This window comes from Fundidesulfovibrio butyratiphilus (assembly GCF_054657235.1).
Map to the genome: position 1 here is coordinate 2,387,882 of NZ_BAAHXA010000001.1, position 19,187 is coordinate 2,407,068.

The window sequence follows — 19,187 nt, forward strand, 5'->3', positions numbered from 1 at the left end:
AGGAGGTAAACGACCACTACTGGAGCTACTCCAATCGCTCCGCTTCTGCACCTCCACCGTCCCTTCCGAAAATCCTCTCCAGTTCCTCTCGAAAGTTCCGGGTCAGGTTCAGTCCGATCTCAGAGCATCCCCTGATCAGTTCAGCACCGTCGCCGGCATCCCCGACAGCACCCATCATCTGAAAGAGGTGCTCGATGGGACGGAAGCGGGCCAGAAGCGTATCCAGCTGATCCAGGCGATCCGGGACATGCGCGTCATCAGGGGCGGAGGGTGCCATCACAGGTCCTCCGGCAGGCAGAGGGTCAACACTGGTTCACCGGAATCGCCAGGTCCGACGTGAAGGACGACCTGGACCGTCTCCGTCTTCGCTGGACGCATGAGAAACGCGACCTTGAAGTAGACCCTGTCTTCCCCCATACTTCTTCTGGCGGCGATGTTTGCCAGGGTCAGAAGGTCATGGAGACGTCCCTCCAGAGACTGCCCCAACGCTTCCAGGTCCTCTGACGGCACCACATACCCATGGTAGAGCGCATCCGAGATGGCGAAGGGCAGCTTGAAGCCGTAATTTCTTGCACTTGGGGTGATGTCGATCAGAACGCCGTCAGCCAGTGCGTTAGCGCGCGTGTAGCTGTAGACGATATTGGGGGTCGGGCTGTCAGGCATAGGCTCCTCCAGAGGTCGGGAAAGGGGATTCCCGTGGAGGGTAGCCTCAGCCCAGGGAGGAGGTCACGACGGGGGAGCTTGGGAAAGGCGGGTTGAACATGGAATTGAAAAAAATTTACACTTTCCAACCCACATAGGGCTATATGGGTTTATTTTTCTCCCAAGCAGGATAGTCTTCCTGGAGCGCCGGTCAAAATATCGGCGTATATAATTCCAAGGAGGACACTATGTCTACAACGGGTACATTTTTCTCACCCGATTTCCTCAATAGTGATTTGATCAACGATCAAGTCTCTTTTCATCATCCTGCTCCACAAGAATTTTACGGGTTTCCCGAGGTGGCTCGTGAGATTTTGCGTGACCCGCTCTTGGGCGCGCATTTTCGAGGAGAAAACCATTGTCCAGACCCAGTTTTCGATTGGGGTCCCATGCCTGAGGACCCCTCTGTCAGGCTGCGCTGGGAAGTGGCTCGGGAGTTGACTCCTGTTTTGCAGAAGCGATTTCAAGCAATTTTTGCCCTTGAGAGGCGTCAGAAGCAGGAAGCTGCCATGCGGCATCTGCACGAGAAGCTCAGAAAGGTGGATCCGCTCTATGAGCGGACGATGCACATTCTTGAATACCATACAGGATGTTTGCACACCCCCTGCCGGAGAGCCTTGTCCAGAGAGTTGGAGGACAATCCCCACGCGTTTATGGAGTTGTACAGTGATTTGCGAGAGATTGCCGAACGCGTGGAGCGCCGGTCACACGCACGCGGACGTGCGACGACTGCCAGACGTAGTGTTAGCAACACAAGAGCTACCCCCCACGCAAAAGATGAGAAACGCGCCGTGCTTGATCGTCTGCACAGCGGCCAGGGCAAAGACGAAGACCTGATGCGCTATCTGGAACTGTGCGGCGTGGCTGACAGACTGGGCGGCACATCGTAAACGCAACCAGTCAAAGGAGCATATATAGATGGAAGGTTATCCAAGCTACCCTGCGGGCATGGAACCTCAGCACCCGACGGAAGTAGCCTACGAGGCTCATATTCTGAGTAACGGCGACCCGGTTGAGGGGATGGCGGCTGCGAAGCTGAACGCTGGTCAACGGCCAGGAGGGTTACAGGGCGGCAGTCTTTTCACAAACAGTGCTGGTTCACAGGGTTCTCCCAATGCATCCGGCACCGTGCTGGCCCAGAACAAAGCAGCGCAACCCGTGCAACAACAACCTGACGCGGCTCCCCAGGGGCATCGGGATTACCTTAACCCGCAACCCGACGGAAGCCTCCAGATCAAGGGGCCTCTCTACTTACGATGGGTAAAACCGCCAGGGGTCATAAACGGCATAATCGGAGGACTACTGGCATATGATCTCCCAGGGTATAAATCGATACCATCATGGATCACTCAATTGGTAGGTGGGGCCGTGGCTGGAGAGGTCGTTAATGATATGGAGGCCTGGTATCCTTGGCTAACATGGGAGCCTGAACAGGCAGCCCCGCCGGAGCAGCCGGAGCAACAAGCGCCATTCGAGGCGAGCCCCAACGACGGTCTGGCCTAACAGGACTTTGCATCGACAAGGGCCGGGAGACCGGCCCTTGTACTACGTGCACAGCCTCCATATCCTGAGAGACAGCACTAGGTAGACTGCAACAATAGCAACAACAATCGATATTATTTGATCTATTATTGATTTTAATGAGTACATGGTTTTCCTAAAAAGGAAAGCTGCAGGGGTCGTAATAAAAGAAATATGCAAACACCATAAACAACACCTGGTAGGTCATGTTCCTGACAAAAAAATGAACATAATCATCCCCGGAAAAATATAAATCCGACATGGGCAACTCTTTTCAGTAGGTAGATGATGAGAATGCTCGTTGGAATGGCCACTGCAGGCGGTATCAGGCTCAACAGAATTCGTTTCCAACGTGGCAACATGTCGCTCATGAAAGCCTCATATAGAGCTTGGGCTGCTTGCGGAGGACGCGCACGGCTCAGTCCGTTTGACCAAACGAAGCAGCGTTAGGATGTGCAAAAAATTATATGTACAAAGTTATTTTGTCAAGCCAAGGCCCCTCATAAAGGGCAATGCCGCACGGGAATGCCGTGATGAAGTCCCTTGGCTAACCCGGACCTTTTCGGACGAGCTGAGACTTGAGAAGGTTCCCTGGAACCAAGGCGAGCTTGTTCGCTCAACTCAGCTTCACCAAGAGCGCGCCCACCAACCTCTCCCCAACCCCCTGCAAAAACGTACATTCCTCCAATAACACCCCTTCCTTGAAGTTCCCCAGCACCGGGGAGGCCAATCCCCAGCGCCCCAAGAAAGTCCCAGGAAGGCCCTGTTTTGTGGAAAATTGGGGCAGGTCCGGGACAGGGTCAGGGGGAGGACCGGAGAAGGCCCAGCAGACCACCTGGTCAGGGTAAAATCCGATCCCCCTGTAACTCGTTCCGCCTGCCCTTCAGTCAACACCCGCATCAGGGCTCATTCAGGGCGGTCAGGGAGAAGGAAACCGGCCCTGCAAAACAGCAGAGCATCCAGCCCCCTCCTCTTCAGCACCTGAGGCACTTCGTCAGCACCAGTCCTGCCCAGTCCTGCACCGGCCCGCAATTTTTCTCAGGGATGCACTCAGAATGTCCAAATGTCCAAACCGCAGCAGGCACATCAGGAGCAGGTGAAGACCTCCCACAACACATCCCCTTGAATTTTCATCAAGAAGTCGTCTCTAGGACCGCTTCTGCTCCCCCTCTGGCAAGGCCGCCTCCTCACCAGGAGCACATTTCCTTTCCCCTGATTGGTGACGTCGAAGAGCACCCAGACCACCACCGCTTGAAAATCCCTCAAGAGACCATCGTCTCTTTGCTCAGTCTTCGCTGCGGCTTGTTGCGAATTACTTTTTCCAACACAGCGAAAAAGCACAACAAAAACGACCGCTTGAATTTTCCTCAAGGGGTCGTCTTCTGGATGCTCATACAGGGGAATGCTGCTTCACCGAGACTTCGGTGTCCGAGAGCGCCAACAAAAGTGTTGGCGGAGGTGTAGCGCGACATTTAGTTTTGCATTTCGCGACATTTAGTTTTGACGCCGCCGGCAGGGGGGCCGGCGGCGTTGGCATTTGGCTTGCTACGCGCGTGCGCGAGACCCCATGTTTTTCGTCCGAAATAAATTAACCATTGGTTAATTTATGTTGACTCTTCCCCGCACCAGAGCGAAGGTCTTTTCAACGCAACGCGGGAAGGAGAAAACGAGATGGAACGGCGCTTTGGGGTTGAAATTGAGATCGCGGGAATTGCGCAGGAACGGGTCGAACGGGTGCTCACCCTGGTGGGGATAACCGTAACCCGCGAAGCCTACAACCACACGGCGCGCTCCCATTGGAAGATCGTGTCCGATTCTTCGGTCCGCGACGGTTTCGAGGTGGTCAGCCCGGTTTTGGAGGGAGAGGCGGGTATTGAAGAGCTTCGGACGGTCATAACCGCCCTGGACGACGCCGGGGCCACCATCAACAAGACCTGCGGCCTACACATCCACTTCGACGCCAGCGGGTTCACCTCCGACCACCTCAAGAACCTCGTTCTGCGTTACGCCATGTTCGAGGCTGAGATAGACGCCTTCATGCCCCCCAGCCGTCGGGGAGCCTCCAACCATTATTGCAATACGCTTGCAGACCTGGTCGCCTCCCCTTCCTTCCGCCAGGCCACCACGATTTCCGGGTTGGTCGCCGCCCAAGGCTCCCGGTACTACAAGGTGAACTTGCAGAGCTACCAGCGCCACGGCACGGTGGAATTTCGCCAGCACAGCGGCACGGTGAACGCCCCCAAGGCCATCAATTGGGTCCGGTTCTTGGACGCCTTTGTGGAAGCCTCGGCCTCGGAACTCCTTGAGGCAATCCAGCCCGCTCGCCTGACCGGATCGCAACGCCTGCTTTGGGAATTGATTCAGGCCGGATCTACGGTCGCCGAGATCCAGGCCGCCACGGGTTGGCAACCTCACACCCTGCGGGCCGCCGTTACCCGGTTGCGCCAGGCCGGGGTTCGGATCGAGCTTACCCGGCAAGGAACCGAGAAGCGCTACCGCGCAATCCCCACGGCCGGCGCTGCCGACGACCACGTTTACCGGGGAGTTGACCCGGCCGTTGAACGCTTTTACCGCAACCGGGCGGCCGTTCTGGCCGCCTAGGAGGACCCGATGCAGTTTGTGACCCTGGACGGCAAGCGGTTTCGGGCCGGTTCCCTGGAGGAGCTTGCCCACCAGCTCTGGCAATCCTCGTTTTTACCTGAACCCACGCTGGACGCCTGGATGACAGCCAGCGCCCAGAGAGCGCTCACCTACAACGGGGCCATCGTCCGGACGGATGATGTGGCCGGGCATGTGCGCGATCTTATTGCCGGCGGTTACGTGGCCCTGGCTTTCGCTGACGACTTGCGCAGCCTCGGCCTGCGCCATGTGGACCTCTGCCGGATTGTGACACACCTGACCGGGGCGAAGGTTTCCCCGGTGTCCGTTACACGTTGGGCCACCGGCGTGCGACCGGCCCCGGCCCTGCTTGAGACCGTGGTGGAGTTGCTCAAGCGCCTGCCCCCTGACGGGGTGCAGGCGCTCCGCGACGCCGCGCGTGAGGCCGGCTAGTAGTTGCTGATCAGCACCTCCCGCACGGTTTTGGCCTCGGTCCTGGCGCAACTATATTTCGTGGCCAGGGTGCCGATCGAAAACGCGCCGAACGTTTCGCGCACTCCGGGCGTGTCATTGAGCGACAGAAGGAACTTCCCCTGCAGGCCGGCAAGTTGCTGCGCCAGGCGCGCAAAATCGTCCCGGCCAAACAACCCCTTGCCATAGTAGTTCTCGACGCCCCAATAGGGAGGATCAAGGTAGAAAAGTGTCTCAGGCCGGTCGTGGCGCGCGATGAACTCGCCGTAGGGCAGGTTCTCGATGCGAACGTGCGTCAGACGGACATGCACGTCCGACAGCTCCTCCTCCAGGCGCAGCAGATTGATGCGCGGCCCCTGAGTCGGTCCGCCGCCAAACGTCCGGCCATACACCTTCCCTCCGAATCCCAGCCGCTGCACATAGTAGAACCGGGCCGCGCGCTGGATGTCAGTGAGGCCGCCGACCTTGAGCTGTTCGGTCCAGTCGTCCCACCAGCCCCGGCTGACCAGGCACCAGCGGAACTGGCGCACGAACTCTTCCAGGTGGTTCTGCAACACCTGGAACAGAGAGACCAGGTCGCGGTTTGCGTCGTTGATGATTTCCACTTTCGAGGGCTCTTTGCGGAACAGCACATGAGCGCCGCCAGCAAAAGCCTCGCAATATGTCACATGCTCTGGGAACCGGGCGACGATCTGTTTCGCCAGGCGAAACTTGCCGCCGATCCAACATAATGGTCCTTTCAACTCAAAACCCTTTCTTTACATGGCTTGCCGCAGCCTGCTACCTCGTTTACCGCCCGCGCGCGATTGGGCGGGAGGAGCGGCTACGGCCGTGGTCCGGCGTTTGCCCGCCGGGTCGGTGGGGTGTTGGTAGCACCCCGCCTCCTCCACTTCCTTTCCATCCCATCCTAAAGGCCGCCGGGGCGGCCGTTGTCAAAGAAGCTCGGTAAACGCCGGTCAGTCGGCGTTTACTACTCCCAAAACCGCGAGGGCCTTGGCGAAATCGTCGCTTTCGGTGATGCGCAGGGCCTGAGCCTCCAACAGGGCCAGGCTGTCCGAGTCCGTGGCGTCCATGGCCATGGGGCGGGGCAAAATGGCTTGCAGCCGGTGATAGCGGTCGGCCAGGACGGTGCGGCACTGGTAGTCCACGATGTCCGTGGGACCGGCCATGAGCAGATCGAGTACCGGCCGGGCCGCGCGGATCAGGCCCCAGCTCTTGGCCTCGCTGGGCGCGACGCCGCAGGGCTGCGCCCCCGTGCCCAGCGAGAGCAGGGCCACGTCGGCGTGCGGAGCGAGTTTGTAGGCCTCGATCAGGGCCACCATGGCTGGGTTGTTGGCGCAAACCCCGCCGTCGACCAGGGTGCGCATGACGCCATCCGCCGATTTGACGACCGCCGGCTCGAAATAGGTGGGGGCGGCGCTGGTGGCCCGGCAGACAGAGCGCAGCAGGTAGTCCCGGCCCTTGTCGGTCTGGGCCTTGGTCGACTTGAACAGGACGGCTGCCCCCATCCCGAGGTCCCAGCTGGTGACGAGCGTGGGGATTGTGCAGTCACGCAGGCGCTTGTCGCCAAAGATGCCCTGGAGGCAGTCCTCCAGGGCATCGGCCGGGTATTGCTCGTCCACCAGACCGCCCAGGGAGGCAATACGGTGCGCCAGGGGCCGCGCGAAGATGGAGCGGGCGTGGTAGAGATAGAGGCTGGCCACCGTGGCCATGGGGATGCCCGCGCCCACAGCGGCCGCGATGATGCCACCTGTGCTTGTTCCGGCGACCAGGTCGACTAGCTGGTGCATGGGTTTGCCGGCCAGTCGCTCGATACAGGCCAGGACAAGGGCTGGGATGAGGCCCCTGATGCCTCCGCCGTCTATGGAGAGGATGCGCACGCTCAGGCCTCCGGCCAGCCTGTCGAAATGTCATATGCCAATACCTCTTCGGACGAGGCCAGGGCGTCCAGGGCCGAGCAGTGGATCTTTTCGGCGTCGAAACAGGCCTGGACGAAATCGCCGACGGCGACTCCCAGGGCCTGGACGGCGACCAGATCCAGGACGATCCATGTCGTTCCGCCCTTGGCCCGCCAGTTGACGGTCGCGCCCGCAGGCTTCTTTGCCAGATAGCTTTCGGCCCCCTGGAGGGTGGCCCGATCGTCGTCATCCGTACCGATGAGCGCCCCCTGGTACAGGACTCCTCCGTCCACTTTCTGCCGACGCAGGGCAGCCACATCTTCCTTGCGCGTCGAACGCGCGTCAGGAAGGCTCAGCGGCTCCGGCACCACGTACGCCACCTCCTCGGCCACGCCCCCAGCCGCCAGCCAGGCCAGATAGGTAGGGTGAGCCGCAGCCACGATGCGCGTCAGGCCGTCCGCGCGGACCTCCTGCACGAGGTACGTCCCGTCCATCTGTATTAGATGCTGATATGTACGATCCATAGCTCCCCCCTCTAGTACGCCCGTTGTGGCGGCGTGAAATCGTGCGTCCAGCGGGCGATGCCCTTGGAGATGCGCAGGTTAGCGATTTGGCCCGGAAAATAATACGAGCTAACAGTCCAGTAGCCTATGTGATACACGGCAGAATCAGACACTGAAAACGGCTCACTCCCGGCGAGTGTATCGGCGCTGAACGTAATGGCCACCCCATCTTTATATATACGCATCGCGCCGTCAGATCGCACCCATGCCAGATGCGACCACGTATTCGCTGCCAGAGCGGCGCAAGATCCTTGTGCATAATACTGCGACCCGCCGACTTCATGCTGACATCTAAGAAAATTCCCTCCAAGGATCATGAAGTCAACCCGATTGCTGTTATCAAGGTATTGCTGTAATATTGAATAGTTGTTTGGCAGAGAGTTGTACGGACATACCCATGCGTCAAGGGTAAAGTCGCCAGATCCGAAGTTGAAGTCGTCGGAATACGGAATTGCCAGCTTCGCGCTGCTTCCGTTGAAATACAGCGACTTGGCTACACCGGCCGGCTTGTCCGTTCCGGTGGCGTCCATCACGGTGACGCCGTTGTTGGTCAGGGTCCGGCCCGACAGGGACGCGTCTGCCACGGCGTCGCCGGTCAGGAGCAACTTGGTGTAGGGATCGCGCCCGCGTTGACTGGGAGGCGAAACGATCACACCCATAATCTACTCCAACACCAGGTTGACGATTACGGTGAGGTCGCGCGCGTCGTCGTTGGTCCCGGCCGCGTCGATAACCACTTCGAGCGGCTGACCAAATCCAATCGCCGCGTTGGCCGCGGAGATGTCCGTGGTGGTGGCTGTCCAGGCCGCATCGCTCACGGCCAGGCCGGCACCCGCGTTGGCCGTCCCGACCAGCGCGCCGTTGCACGAGACGTTGACGTGGGGCTGGTCTGCGCCGGAATCGTCCACCAGCGGGCGCACCCGGAAGCCCACGCAATGCGCCGCGCCGCGCGTCCAGACGTACCGGAGCAAAAGCATATCCTGGATGGCCTGGGTGGTGGCCACGGCCGCGAAGCGTCCGGCAAAGGCGACAGTTTCCTGTACCAGGCGGGCCATGTCGCCGGAGTGCATCTCGCGCCCCGAATCGGCTCCGATAGTGGACGTGTAGGGCGCTCCGGCGATGGTTACCACGCCCGCGTTGTAGGCCGTGACCAGGGCGTAGACCCAGGACGTGGTGTCGTTTTGCCGAAACCGGATCGGGCGCCCGGGCGCGAAAATCGCCTGGTTCGCGGCGATGTCCGCCACCGCGAACGTGGCGTCGTTCGTGCGCGTGGGAAGGGCCTCGAAGGTCGTCCAGGCTCCGGCGTTGGTCACGCCGGACGAACCCCCTCCACTCAACAGCATGAATGAGTCCGTGGCGACCATATATCCGACGAGCACGAGCTGGCCGGAGACAATAGCTCCGGCTGCGAGAGCGGCCCCGGACGAGTCCGTAATATATTTGGCCCCGAGAGCATTGACATTGAGCGTGCTCGCTCCGGTATTGGCGTGGGCCGCACGAAACATGTAAAGTCTAGCAGGATCAAGGGAGCCTAGCGTCGGGGTTGGAGTCATGACGTAGGCGTTGGCAGCGCCGGAGTCGGCGGCATGAATGATTGACGTAGCCCCGGCGACGCGGCCTTTTTTGGTCCATACCCCGGCCGACCGATAATAGATGTCGCCGAACGTGTCCGGGGCCGTGTCCCAGTAGAAGTTTCCGTCCTGGCCCGCGTCGGCGTCCGGCGGGCCGGAGCCCTCAATGATGAGGTTGGAGAGCGAGCCGAGTTGCAACGAGAAGGCGTCCATGCCGGACGCCGTGGCGTTGATCTCGTCAGCCAGGGTATCGAAATTCGTCAGCGCGGCGGCCATGGCAGTCTCGAAGTTGTCGCTGCCTCTGCTGGGAGCATCTACACGCGTTGATGTCTTTGGTATGGTCGTCATTGACTCTCCTATATGATACAAATGACTGTAAATTCAACGGTCGACAGTATAGGGCCTGGTATTGTAATACTGAATTCGTTAAAGAATCCGTACGTTATCAGCGCTTCCGGCTCGAATCCGTTCTCATTATGCGCGACGTAGAGAGCGGCTATTCCGTCAAGAGAACTAAGAGTTCCGTTCACATAACTTATCATCGATGATTCAATTTCCGCCGTGAACTTGACTGTGTTGCTATTCGCCCCTTTTTTCAGGGATGTACGTCCGAATGTGTCCGTGTTCTTTTTGCTGTAGGAAAGGAAACCGATTTCAACTCCCCATTCTGTGTCCCCAAGAGATGCGGACAGCACAGGAACAATATTCCCCAACTTTGCCGTGCCATCAACGCCTGCGTTAACGCGTATGCGCAACGTGGATTGAGCCCTCACGAGCAAGGGGACAAAATAGTTCCGGGTGAATCGTGCGTCGCTAAAGAAATAATCTGTAACAGTATAAACCGGTTGAAGCACTTGATATGTCCGCGAGAATATCACCGTCTCCCCGACAGCCAGGTCCAGCGTAAGCGTACGTCCCTCGACACCAAAAAGCGCCAGGGCGTCGCACCGCGAGGCGTCGATGGTTATGTCGATCAGCTCGGGATGCACAGTCTGTGTGCCGACGAACTCGTCCACGCACGCGCGGGCGTTGGTCGCGCTCAAATCAGACCAGGCCGGATCGTCATCAGCCAGGTTGTCGGGCGGATACTCGCCGGCCGTGGTGCGCAGGGCCTGGTAGAGGCGATGCGTGGCCAAAACCATGACAATGGCGTCCGTGGCGTACTCGATGGCCTCGTCATAGGGGGGCGCATCGTCCTCCGGCACGTTGGTGGAGAGGAGTGTCACCGGGCGGGGGGCTCCGACTCTCATGCCTCGGCCTCTACACGCGTGGTGATCACGCCCTCATCGCCGCCGCACCGGCGGAGCAGCGACACAACGTCGCGTGTGTTGGAGCTGATCGCGGCGTTGCCCTGGCCCACCTTGTCGGTAAGTCGCGCGACGGCGGCTTCCAGGGAGCGGATCGCGGCCACCACGGCCGCGTTGGAGCCGCCGAGCAGCTGCACCGGCACCCGGCCGCTGGGCATTGGGATGACGGCCTCGGTGCCGGCCTCGCCGATCATGGCCAGCTCCGGACCGCTGGTAATGGTTCCTGTGGCATACCCCCGCACGGACTTGAGGTTGTCCAGGGCGTCGAGGGCGGCCTGGTAGAGGTCGCCGGTGCCAGCCGGAGTGATGCCGCGCGAGATCAGGCCGCTCAGGATCGACCAGGCGTCGTACTGCCCATCGCCGGATATGCCGTACGACTGTTGCCACCACGACAGGTAGTTGGTCCTCTGGTCAGGGTGCGAGCGCAGGTAGGCGTCCCACGTGGGAGAGCCGTCCGGGGTATTTGTATCGCCGAGGTGGTAGGCGGCCTCGGCTCCCGCCCCGGTGTAGGCCAGGGCCTGGGTGATCTGGCCCTCCAGCGAGGCGGCAAATACCTGACTCGCCTGCTGCACGGCCTGCTGATAGGTGGCCTCGGCCTCGGCGATGGTGTCCGCCTGCTGTTGGCCAAGGAGGGCCTCGGCCAGCAAGCCAAGGGCGGACGTTATCTCATTAAAAACTTTTGTGTATTCCGCAGGATCGGTGGTGGCGTCCATCTTGGCGGACAGCACCGACGTGGCCAGGGATTGCGCCTCGCTGATGGCGTCCCGGTCGCCGGTCAGGCCCTTGGCCAGGTCCGCGTCGAATTGCGACCGCAGGATGGCGTATTTTTGGTCCGGCAACAGCGGCGACTGATCCCCGCCCCGCAATTCTACTACGGTCTTGTGGATGGCGTCGGCCGCGTCTTGGAGATCGTCAACTAAATCATCCCAATATTTGGTCAACTCCTGGCGTTGCACGTCCAGGACGGTGGAGAGGTCGATGGCTCCCAGGCCCGAGGCCACGGCGGACTGAAACTCCTGCGCCTGCTGGGCGAGCAGTTTGACCGCGCCGGCCTCGTGGTCGCGGCCTTCCAGGACCAATTTGCGGGCCTGTATATCGTAGCGAAAGCTCTCTTCGGCCAGCCGTTTGGATTCGGCCATGGCCGCCAATTTCGCATTGATTTCGGCATTGTAGGCATCGTTGGACAGAGCGGCGATTTCCTCGCCATATTCGCGCTCCAGCGCGACGTAATCCTGATACCGCGAGGCCACCATGGCGTAGATCTCGTACATGGTGTCGCCCGTGGCGGAGGCGATGCGCGAGAGCAGACTGGAGCGAGTGGAGTCGACCTCCTCCTGGTGTTGGCGGATGGCGGCCGCCGTCTCCAGGGCCTGCACCTCGGCGATCCTGGCCATGGTGGCGGCGTCGTAGCCCGCCTGGCGGGCCTGAGCCAGCTCAGCTTCCTGCTGGGCCAGGAGCGAGACCTGCGAGGCCTGCCAGTCCAGACCGTGGGCGGTCAGGGCGCGAGCCTCCAGGCTCAGGCCCAATTGCCGCATGGACGTGGCCGTCTGGTCCGCCTGGGCCTCGACCTGCTGGAGCGAGTCCGCCAGCGTGTCAATGGCATCCACCTGCGTGGCGGCCTCGGACCAAGCCGCAAAAATATCTGGGTCGAGGGGGCCATTTGTCGTAGCCGCCTGCATGGCGGACCAAAATCCCTCGACATCGGTGCCCAGTTGAGCCAGGGCCGGACCCACCTGCATGGTGGACTGGTCAATACGGGCCTGGAGCAGGCCGGCGTCGTCGGTGGTGTGCTTTGTCAGTAACCCCAGCGCGGTCTGTACCGCGTCCATAGATCCCAGAGCATCGGAGAGCTGCGACACGTAGTCGGCGGCCTGGATTTTGGTCAGACCCTGCGTCAGTCCGTCGAAATCGTACCCCGTCGCCCTGGCGATAGCGTCCATGGACGTCATGGCGGAACTAAGGCGGCTTAGAGTATCAATCCAGGCCTCATCGGGAGCGGCGACGGCCTGCACCTGATCCAGCAATCCAAGCGAGGTCAGGCTATACTGCGACATGGCGTTGGCCAAATTTCTGTAGACCTCAGCTTCGTGTCCTTCGGGGATGGCCGTAACGTCCCACGAAAAACCCTTTTGTGAGGCTTTCAGGGCGTCCTCTGACAGCCCTAAAGCGTCGGCGAAGTCGGTAAGCCCAGCTGTGGCCTTTTCCCAAGCCTCTGCCTCCGCAGTGGCCATAGTCGCGTCAGCTGGCGAATAGATCGTCGAGTGGCGGGTGGAGCTGTCCCCAAACATCTCCCGGGACGTGGTCGTTATAGTCCCGTAGCTGGATGGCACCAACTCGCCATCCACAAACATCAGCGCCTGCTTGCTGGCCGCCGGAATGACCCACTTGCTGGTCTCGGTATTGGGTGTGAGCGCCCCGGCCAACAGGGCCGCCGGGATGGCCACCAACGCGCCTACGCCCGTGGCCGCCAAACCCGCGCCGATGCCGAGCGCGCCGCCGATGGTCGCTCCGAGCCCTGTGGCAGACGCCACACCGCCGGCGAGCAGGCCCGTCCCGGCTCCGACGTAGCTGGCGGTCGGGTTGTCCGGCCGGATGAATCCGCCGGCGGCATAGCCTATTCCCCCACTGGCCAGGGCGGGACCGGCCACACTCATGATGTTGGAGAGAGTGGACGTGGAGGACGCCTGCCCGAGGTTCATGGCCGACTGCCAAGCTGCGGCCGGCTCCTTGCCGGCCGCCACCAGGGTCTCGTACATTTCGGCCTGGCCAGTGTTGAGGGTCCACGTGCCCCCGGTGTTGACCATGTCGTAAGTGGTCTTGGCGGACCCGCCATTTTTGAACAGGTCCGACAACGAGAAACCACTCCCGGACGTCTGCCCCTGATCCGCCGAGGCGGACAGGCCGGTCAGGCCTTGCAGTGCGCTTGTATCCGTGCCCACCACCTTGGCCACGATGGGCATGAGCAGGGCGTTTTTCGCCAGCGTCGCGGCGAGGCTTGTGACGTAGCGGATGGTGTCGCGCACGAGGTTGGTCCACATGTTGGCCCAACTTTCGCGGGCCTTCTGCGCGTTGCCTTCCCAGAGGTTGGTCAAGGTGTCGGCGATGCCTGTTTGCACGTCGCCGCCGACCTGGCGGATGTAGTCCGCCGTGGACTTGGCCATGTCCTGCCACATGGCCCGCTTGCGAGCGGTTTCGTCCTGGTAGGCTTTGAATTCGAGGGCGAGGTAGTCGCGGAGGTACCCCAGAAAGTCATCTTCGTAGCCGAGGCGGGCCTCCAGCTCCTTGCGGCGCAGTTCGGAGCGCTGCTGGCTGGCGTACACCTGGAAGGCATTTTCGTCGCTGACGTGCTTCTTGACCTGATCAAGATGGGCGTCCAGGCGGCGGCCCTCGGCGTCCCAATACTCGTCAGACAGCTTGCCGCCTTCGCCCAGGCGACGCACATCTTCGTCAAGCATGAATTGTTCGTGCGCCCGCCAGCGCTCCTCGGCGGTGGCGATCTTCTGGGGATCGGCCAGATCCGTCCCGTAGCCACCTTGCTGCAACTCCTGGAGGTACTGCTTGTACCCTTGCAGCCAGTCAGCCTTGAGCTGCGAACCCTGAGCGCCGTAGGTGTCGCGGTATAGCGAAGATTCGTGCTTGGCGGCGTCGTCGAGCTGACGGCTGTACTCGGCCAGCTCGGCGGCCTTGATCTTGAGGGCCTTCAGGTCGCCGAGACGAGCTTCGGCCTGGTGCAACGCCTCGACGCCGCCCTTGGCCCCCACCAGATCCGCTTGAATGCGCGTGAGCGCCTGGTTGTGCTCCCGCTCGATTTTGGCGATGGCCGCGCCCAGCCGGTCGCCCCCCAGCGACTGTTCGTAGGCGGCGATCTCGTCTTCGATCTTCTGGAGGACGCCGGAGGCCTTGATGTCGGCCCGCGCGCCCGCCGTGGCGGCAGAGGCCCCCTTGCGGGTATCCCGGTCGAGGATCTCTTGCCGGCGATTGGCCCTCAAGGAATTAGATTTACCGACCCAGGTCCAATACTCATTTTCAGTGAGCAGACCGCCTTTATAATCCTTCCAGGTCTGCTCCCATTCGCTGACGATCTGCTTGTCCACGGAGGCCAAGCGCTTTTCCACTGTAGAGGCCGCCGACGCCACGCCCAGCCTGGCCAGCGCGGTCTGGCGGTCTTTGGATATGCCGTCGGGGTAAACTTGGGGCTTGTTGGTAACAACAGGCTGCGCATCGCCGACGCCCAAACGCCTGCGATCCTCCTCCTCTGTCCTGGCCGCGTTCTCTTGCTCAAGGCGTTTTTTCAGGTTGGGGCCGCCTGGCCACTGGTCAAAGCCCGGGGTTAATATTTGCAAGAAATTTCGCGGCAGGGCCTGCCATGCGTCCTTGAAGGCGGCATAGGTGCGCGCGATGGCCGAGCCGATTAGCCTTTTGTTTTCCGCGAGCAGCCGGTTTATGGTCGTGATGGTGCCGGCGACGTCCTGCCACATTTCCTTAAACCCGGACCGTTTGATTTGGTCCATGGTTGTGGACATGGTGGACATTTGGGAGTTGATGGTATTGCCCACGTCCTCCTGGGCGGCCGCGAGCCCGCCAAACTGCTCGCGCAAAAACTCGAGCGTCCGGCCCTGCTCCCTGGCGTCGTTTAGCTGCTTTTCCCATTCAGGCCCCAGACGGTCCCTGAGCAGCATCGCGAGCTGGTCGCCGGCTCGGGCCTGTCCGGTGATTACCGAGCGCAGTTCCTGGGCGATCTGGAGGGAGGAGGATTGCCCTTGCGTCATCAACTTGATCTTGTCGATAATGACGCCAAGGTTCTCGATGTCGCGATCGTTGGTGAGGGTGATCCCCTTGTTGGTGAGGATTTGCCAGCCTTCTATGATCTCCCTGCCGCTGGCGAAATGTTTGGCCGCTTCGGCTTCGACTTTGGCGTAGGTTTCCTCGGCGTAACGCAGGTTCTGGGCGTAAATTTGGCGCAGTTCCGCGTCAGTGCCCCGGTTCATGTCGGTCAAATTCGCGGCGATGGAGATGGTGGCCACGCGGTAGTCGTCAACAGCCTGGATGGCGTCGCGGATGGCTGATACGAATTCACGGAATGCTTTGGCGAGCTCCAGGGCGACCAGCACGTCTCGCAAAACGTCAACAGAGGAAGTCAACTCCCCCATTTCGGACTTTGCCTGCCTTGAGGCCTGTCCCAAATCCTTGACGCTCGCCGACGCCTTGTCCACGCCCCCGGCCTGCTCTCCGACCGTTTTGGTCTGCTGCCCCAGGCCGGTAATCGCCTCCCGCGCGCTGCCGGCGGCCGCGCCCAGCTCTTTGACGCTCGCCGCCGCGCCGCCAAAGCTGGCCGCCTGTTGCCCGGCGGTCTGCAACTGCTGGCCGAGAGACGCCAGCAGCTCCCGCACTTGGGTGGCGGCCCGGGCCATCTCCAACAGCGCGCCCGTGGCGACTTTGGCTCCGGTGTCGCCCTTGCCGCCGACGTTTACTAACTGTTGACCGAGATCCACCAACGCCTGATTGGCGTTGGTGGGATCTACGGTCACAGTGAGCTTGATGACGTTGTCGCCGGCCACGGGGAGGGTCCTCTCAAAACAGGCTGACGCGCTGGGCGGCAGCCATGTGGTTGTCGATCATTTCCTTGACCATGCCGAGATCCGCCCACATCCACAGGGGCAGATCGTCAGGCTCCAGGGCCAGGCCGCCCAGCTGGTACTGGCGCAGGGCGAGCAGCCAGCCCAGGTATTGCGACGGCTTGGCCCCGGAGCGTTTTGGGCATTTAGCGCAGGCGGCGGCTAGCCAGTCGCCGTTTAGGCGTTCACAGTCGCGTCGGTCTGCGGGGGTGCATCGTTCGAGCTGGCCTCGGAGCTGCTCGACAAAGGGGCGTCGGTCTCTTCGGTCGCCTCCTCGGCGTCGGCGTCGGCCTCGCCTTCGGCCCCGGCCAGGAGGTCGATTTCGTCTTCGTCGCCCGCCGAGACCTGGGACGGGCGCAGGGCCGCGCGGGCGACGGCGGCCAGATCCGACGGACGGGCCGCAGCCAAGAGGTCTTTCCAGTTGGCGCGGTAGTGCGCCTCGGACGGGTTCGAGCTGATAAAATCGTCGCCGTCCATGAAGTAGCTTTCGCTGAAGCCAGTGACGAGCTTCTTTCCCAGGGCCGCCTCTTCGGCGAAGATGTTGCTCTTTATAACGGTTTTTTTGCCACTCTTCGTGTAAAGCGAGGCGCTGAACGCCATCCTCTGGGGGTTGGTGGGCAGGCGGTAGTAGAGCTTGTACTCTTCGCCGGCCAAGTCGATCATTTCCAGCACCTGACGATCGGCGGTCAAATTGCAGGGCATGTGCGTCTCCTGATTTCGGATTTGGGTTAGGCGAAATAGAGGCGAAATTCGTCGTCTCCGGCCACGTCGCGCGTGGCCTCGAAGGGCAGATCGTAGGCCCCCAGGCCGCTGCGCTCGCGCTCGCTGATGCTGGTCACGCGCAGCTTGGGCACTGCCACGATCAGGCGGTTGCCGGCGGTCTGGCCGATGCGGGCCACCAAACCGCTGGGGGTCGAGCTGGACCACAGGGCGTAGGGGTTGAAGTTGGACAGATCGTCCATTTCCGGGTCGAGCGACCCGGTAGGGTTGCGGCCGGAGATGTAGTATTCCGAGATGCCGCTCACCGCGTTGGCGTTCTTGCGGGGGTTGACCTCGTTGGCCAAATCGAGCTTGAGCTGGGTAAACGCAGGCGTAAACGCGCCGAGCGTGGCGTGGGCGTCGGTGAAGACAGCCGGAACGATGTCCGGGAGTGTGGGGTTGGGCAGGGGCTGGTCGGCCGGGTCGAGCCAGGCGGCCTGGAAGGTAAACGTGAACTTGGCGATCTGGCCCGAGGGGCAATCCAGGCTCCACGATCCCCGCGCGTCGCGCAGCCTCTTTCGCACGCCGTCGCGGTGGAAAAAGTACGTCATGCACTTCTGCTGGGCGATGGTCTGGGTCACCGGGGTGTATTCCAAGGTCTTGGCCGCTTCCACCACCGTGGCCGTGGCCGCGCTGGTTCCGCCGGTGAGGGCGTCGGCGGCCGCGAACTCCCCGGCTCCGGCCTCAAGCACCAAAAGATCGCCGCAGGCGAAGCGCACCACGCCGGTGACAACGGGGTCGCCACCGGAAATGGTCTCGCCCACGGTCCAGGTCCCGACCTGGTCGGAGAGCGTGAGCAAAAGCAGGCCGTCGGCCCGGGCCATGCCGCAGGCCTGCAACGGGCCGTCGTAATATGGCGGCAGGGGCGCGCCGGTCCCGTCCAGGCCGGCCCCGCAGGCCTCGTGCTTGATCGTGAACTTCTGGGACTTGGCCCCGATGCGCGAACCCTCCTTGCTGAAGGTCCGCGACACAATGTTGCGTTCGATTTTTTCGCCGTCCGGGGCGCACTCCACGTCCGCGTCGACCCGCAGGGCGTCCGTGGCCAGGGGAGTGACCTCCTCGCCCGGATTGTGGAGCTTGCCCAGCACCACCATGATTTTGAACTGTTGCGCGCCCATGTGGCGTCTCCTCTATTTGAAGTAGGGTTGAGGGATGCGGTATTGGTCCGCATGGACCGCCACGCCCCCGGCCTGCAAAAGCGACCAGTCGCCCAGGCTCTCGGCCGGCAACAGCTCGGGCAGGAGTTGTTTGCCCTCCAGGGCCTGGCGCACGGCGTCCAGCAGCCGGTACACGCCCGGCGTGGTGGCGTCGCCGCGCCGGGCCTTGACCAGGTCGCCCTGGTATTTGTCACCGATGACTATGGTCCAGGTCATGCTGGCCTCACTGCGCGAGCCGTGGCTTTCCGTGGTCGACCCGGCGTAGATCACCAGCAGAGCGGGGAACGTGGCCATGGCCTGAGCGATCTGATCCGGCTCCAACTCGCCGCCGTAGGGCGCGACCAGGCGCACGCCCAAGGCCGCCTTGAGCGGCGAAAGCGCGGCCAGGATGGCGTCTTCGACTTCGTGCAGGCTGCGTTTGGCCATCAGGCTCCCTCCGCCAGGTAATCTCCCAGGATGTCGGACACGGCCCGCAGCCAGGCCGGCGGCAGATCGCCGTCAGCCCCGAACAGGTAGGGCCGGGCCGGGATCTTCGAGCCCGGATGGTTGACCTGGCGCACCGGATGCTTTCCGCCGGCCCAGGCCAGGGCCTTCTTGTTTTTGGCCCTGATCACGTGCGCCTTTGTGGTCCCGCCGAACTGGTGGATGGCGGCGTACGAAATGCCCGGCCCGCCCACGCTCACGCTCACGCTTGTGGGAGTGGCCTGGTAGTTTACGCTTCTCAGCAGGGCCTGTGTCCGTTGCAGGAGCTTCCCCGACAGAGGGGCGAACGAGGTCAAAGGAGCCCACTTCCCGCCGCCCGGCGCTTCCTCAAATTCAAACGAGCGATGCACCCGAAGGAGCAAGGCCGAGCCGATGTCGTCAAAGGCCTGGGACATGTCGCCTAGGCGCTGGCTCACATTGGCGAGCAGCGCCTTGACCGCCATGTCATCAACCGTGATTTCGATCACGCCGGCCACCGCTAGAACCCTCCCATGTCGGTAAACATGCGGGACGGGCCTTCAAACAACACCACCGTGTCTTCG

The 19,187-nt window shown here is 61.8% G+C and carries 16 protein-coding genes; 3 read left to right on the forward strand and 13 right to left on the reverse strand.

Annotation, left to right across the window (positions count from 1 at the left end):
• Nucleotides 1-25: 25 nt before the first annotated feature.
• Nucleotides 26-280 (reverse strand): hypothetical protein, encoded by a 255-nt coding sequence (locus ACYQ01_RS10905; protein WP_459933866.1) that lies wholly within the window; start codon nt 278-280, stop codon nt 26-28.
• Nucleotides 277-663, reverse strand: coding sequence for a DUF6573 family protein (locus ACYQ01_RS10910; RefSeq protein ID WP_459933867.1), 387 nt, complete (start codon nt 661-663; stop codon nt 277-279). Before ACYQ01_RS10910 ends, ACYQ01_RS10905 begins: the two co-directional genes overlap by 4 nt.
• 227 nt (nt 664-890) lie before the next feature.
• Between ACYQ01_RS10910 and ACYQ01_RS10915 the strand changes: the two genes are divergently transcribed.
• The 3 genes from ACYQ01_RS10915 (at nt 891) to ACYQ01_RS10925 (ending at nt 5,274) form a co-directional block, all read left to right on the forward strand.
• Nucleotides 891-1,592 carry a hypothetical protein gene (locus tag ACYQ01_RS10915; protein ID WP_459933868.1) on the forward strand — a complete coding sequence of 234 codons (702 nt, stop codon included), beginning with the start codon at nt 891-893 and terminating at the stop codon, nt 1,590-1,592.
• A 2,302-nt stretch (nt 1,593-3,894) separates the two neighbouring features.
• Entirely contained in the window at nt 3,895-4,824 is a 930-nt protein-coding gene (locus tag ACYQ01_RS10920; protein WP_459931804.1) for an amidoligase family protein, read from the forward strand.
• A 9-nt stretch (nt 4,825-4,833) separates the two neighbouring features.
• A complete protein-coding gene (locus tag ACYQ01_RS10925) occupies nt 4,834-5,274 on the forward strand; it encodes a hypothetical protein (RefSeq protein WP_459931803.1) in 441 nt (146 codons plus the stop codon).
• Here ACYQ01_RS10925 and ACYQ01_RS10930 read toward each other — a convergent pair.
• The 11 genes from ACYQ01_RS10930 to ACYQ01_RS10980 form a co-directional block, all read right to left on the reverse strand.
• Nucleotides 5,271-6,035 (reverse strand): DNA adenine methylase, encoded by a 765-nt coding sequence (locus ACYQ01_RS10930; protein ID WP_459931802.1) that lies wholly within the window; start codon nt 6,033-6,035, stop codon nt 5,271-5,273. The genes ACYQ01_RS10925 and ACYQ01_RS10930 overlap by 4 nt on opposite strands.
• A gap of 213 nt (nt 6,036-6,248) precedes the next feature.
• Nucleotides 6,249-7,172 carry a patatin-like phospholipase family protein gene (locus tag ACYQ01_RS10935; protein ID WP_459931801.1) on the reverse strand — a complete coding sequence of 308 codons (924 nt, stop codon included), beginning with the start codon at nt 7,170-7,172 and terminating at the stop codon, nt 6,249-6,251.
• Between the two features lie 2 nt (nt 7,173-7,174).
• Nucleotides 7,175-7,714, reverse strand: a complete 540-nt coding sequence (locus tag ACYQ01_RS10940; RefSeq protein WP_459931800.1) for a DUF4376 domain-containing protein — start codon at nt 7,712-7,714, stop codon at nt 7,175-7,177.
• An 11-nt stretch (nt 7,715-7,725) separates the two neighbouring features.
• The gene (locus ACYQ01_RS10945; protein ID WP_459931799.1) at nt 7,726-8,412 is read right to left on the reverse strand and encodes a LamG domain-containing protein; all 687 of its coding nucleotides are present in this window, start codon (nt 8,410-8,412) and stop codon (nt 7,726-7,728) included.
• 3 nt (nt 8,413-8,415) lie between these two features.
• Nucleotides 8,416-9,600 carry a hypothetical protein gene (locus tag ACYQ01_RS10950; protein WP_459931798.1) on the reverse strand — a complete coding sequence of 395 codons (1,185 nt, stop codon included), beginning with the start codon at nt 9,598-9,600 and terminating at the stop codon, nt 8,416-8,418.
• A gap of 80 nt (nt 9,601-9,680) precedes the next feature.
• Entirely contained in the window at nt 9,681-10,574 is an 894-nt protein-coding gene (locus ACYQ01_RS10955) for a hypothetical protein (RefSeq protein ID WP_459931797.1), read from the reverse strand.
• Nucleotides 10,571-16,189, reverse strand: a complete 5,619-nt coding sequence (locus ACYQ01_RS10960; RefSeq protein WP_459931796.1) for a coiled-coil domain-containing protein — start codon at nt 16,187-16,189, stop codon at nt 10,571-10,573. Before ACYQ01_RS10960 ends, ACYQ01_RS10955 begins: the two co-directional genes overlap by 4 nt.
• A 234-nt stretch (nt 16,190-16,423) precedes the next feature.
• Entirely contained in the window at nt 16,424-16,948 is a 525-nt protein-coding gene (locus ACYQ01_RS10965; RefSeq protein ID WP_459931795.1) for a hypothetical protein, read from the reverse strand.
• Between the two features lie 26 nt (nt 16,949-16,974).
• Nucleotides 16,975-18,123, reverse strand: a complete 1,149-nt coding sequence (locus tag ACYQ01_RS10970) for a phage tail tube protein (RefSeq protein ID WP_459931794.1) — start codon at nt 18,121-18,123, stop codon at nt 16,975-16,977.
• 12 nt (nt 18,124-18,135) lie between these two features.
• Entirely contained in the window at nt 18,136-18,588 is a 453-nt protein-coding gene (locus tag ACYQ01_RS10975) for a phage protein Gp37 (protein ID WP_459931793.1), read from the reverse strand.
• The gene (locus ACYQ01_RS10980; RefSeq protein WP_459931792.1) at nt 18,588-19,112 is read right to left on the reverse strand and encodes a phage virion morphogenesis protein; all 525 of its coding nucleotides are present in this window, start codon (nt 19,110-19,112) and stop codon (nt 18,588-18,590) included. The genes ACYQ01_RS10975 and ACYQ01_RS10980 overlap by 1 nt, the downstream gene beginning before the upstream one ends.
• Nucleotides 19,113-19,187 lie beyond the last annotated feature (75 nt).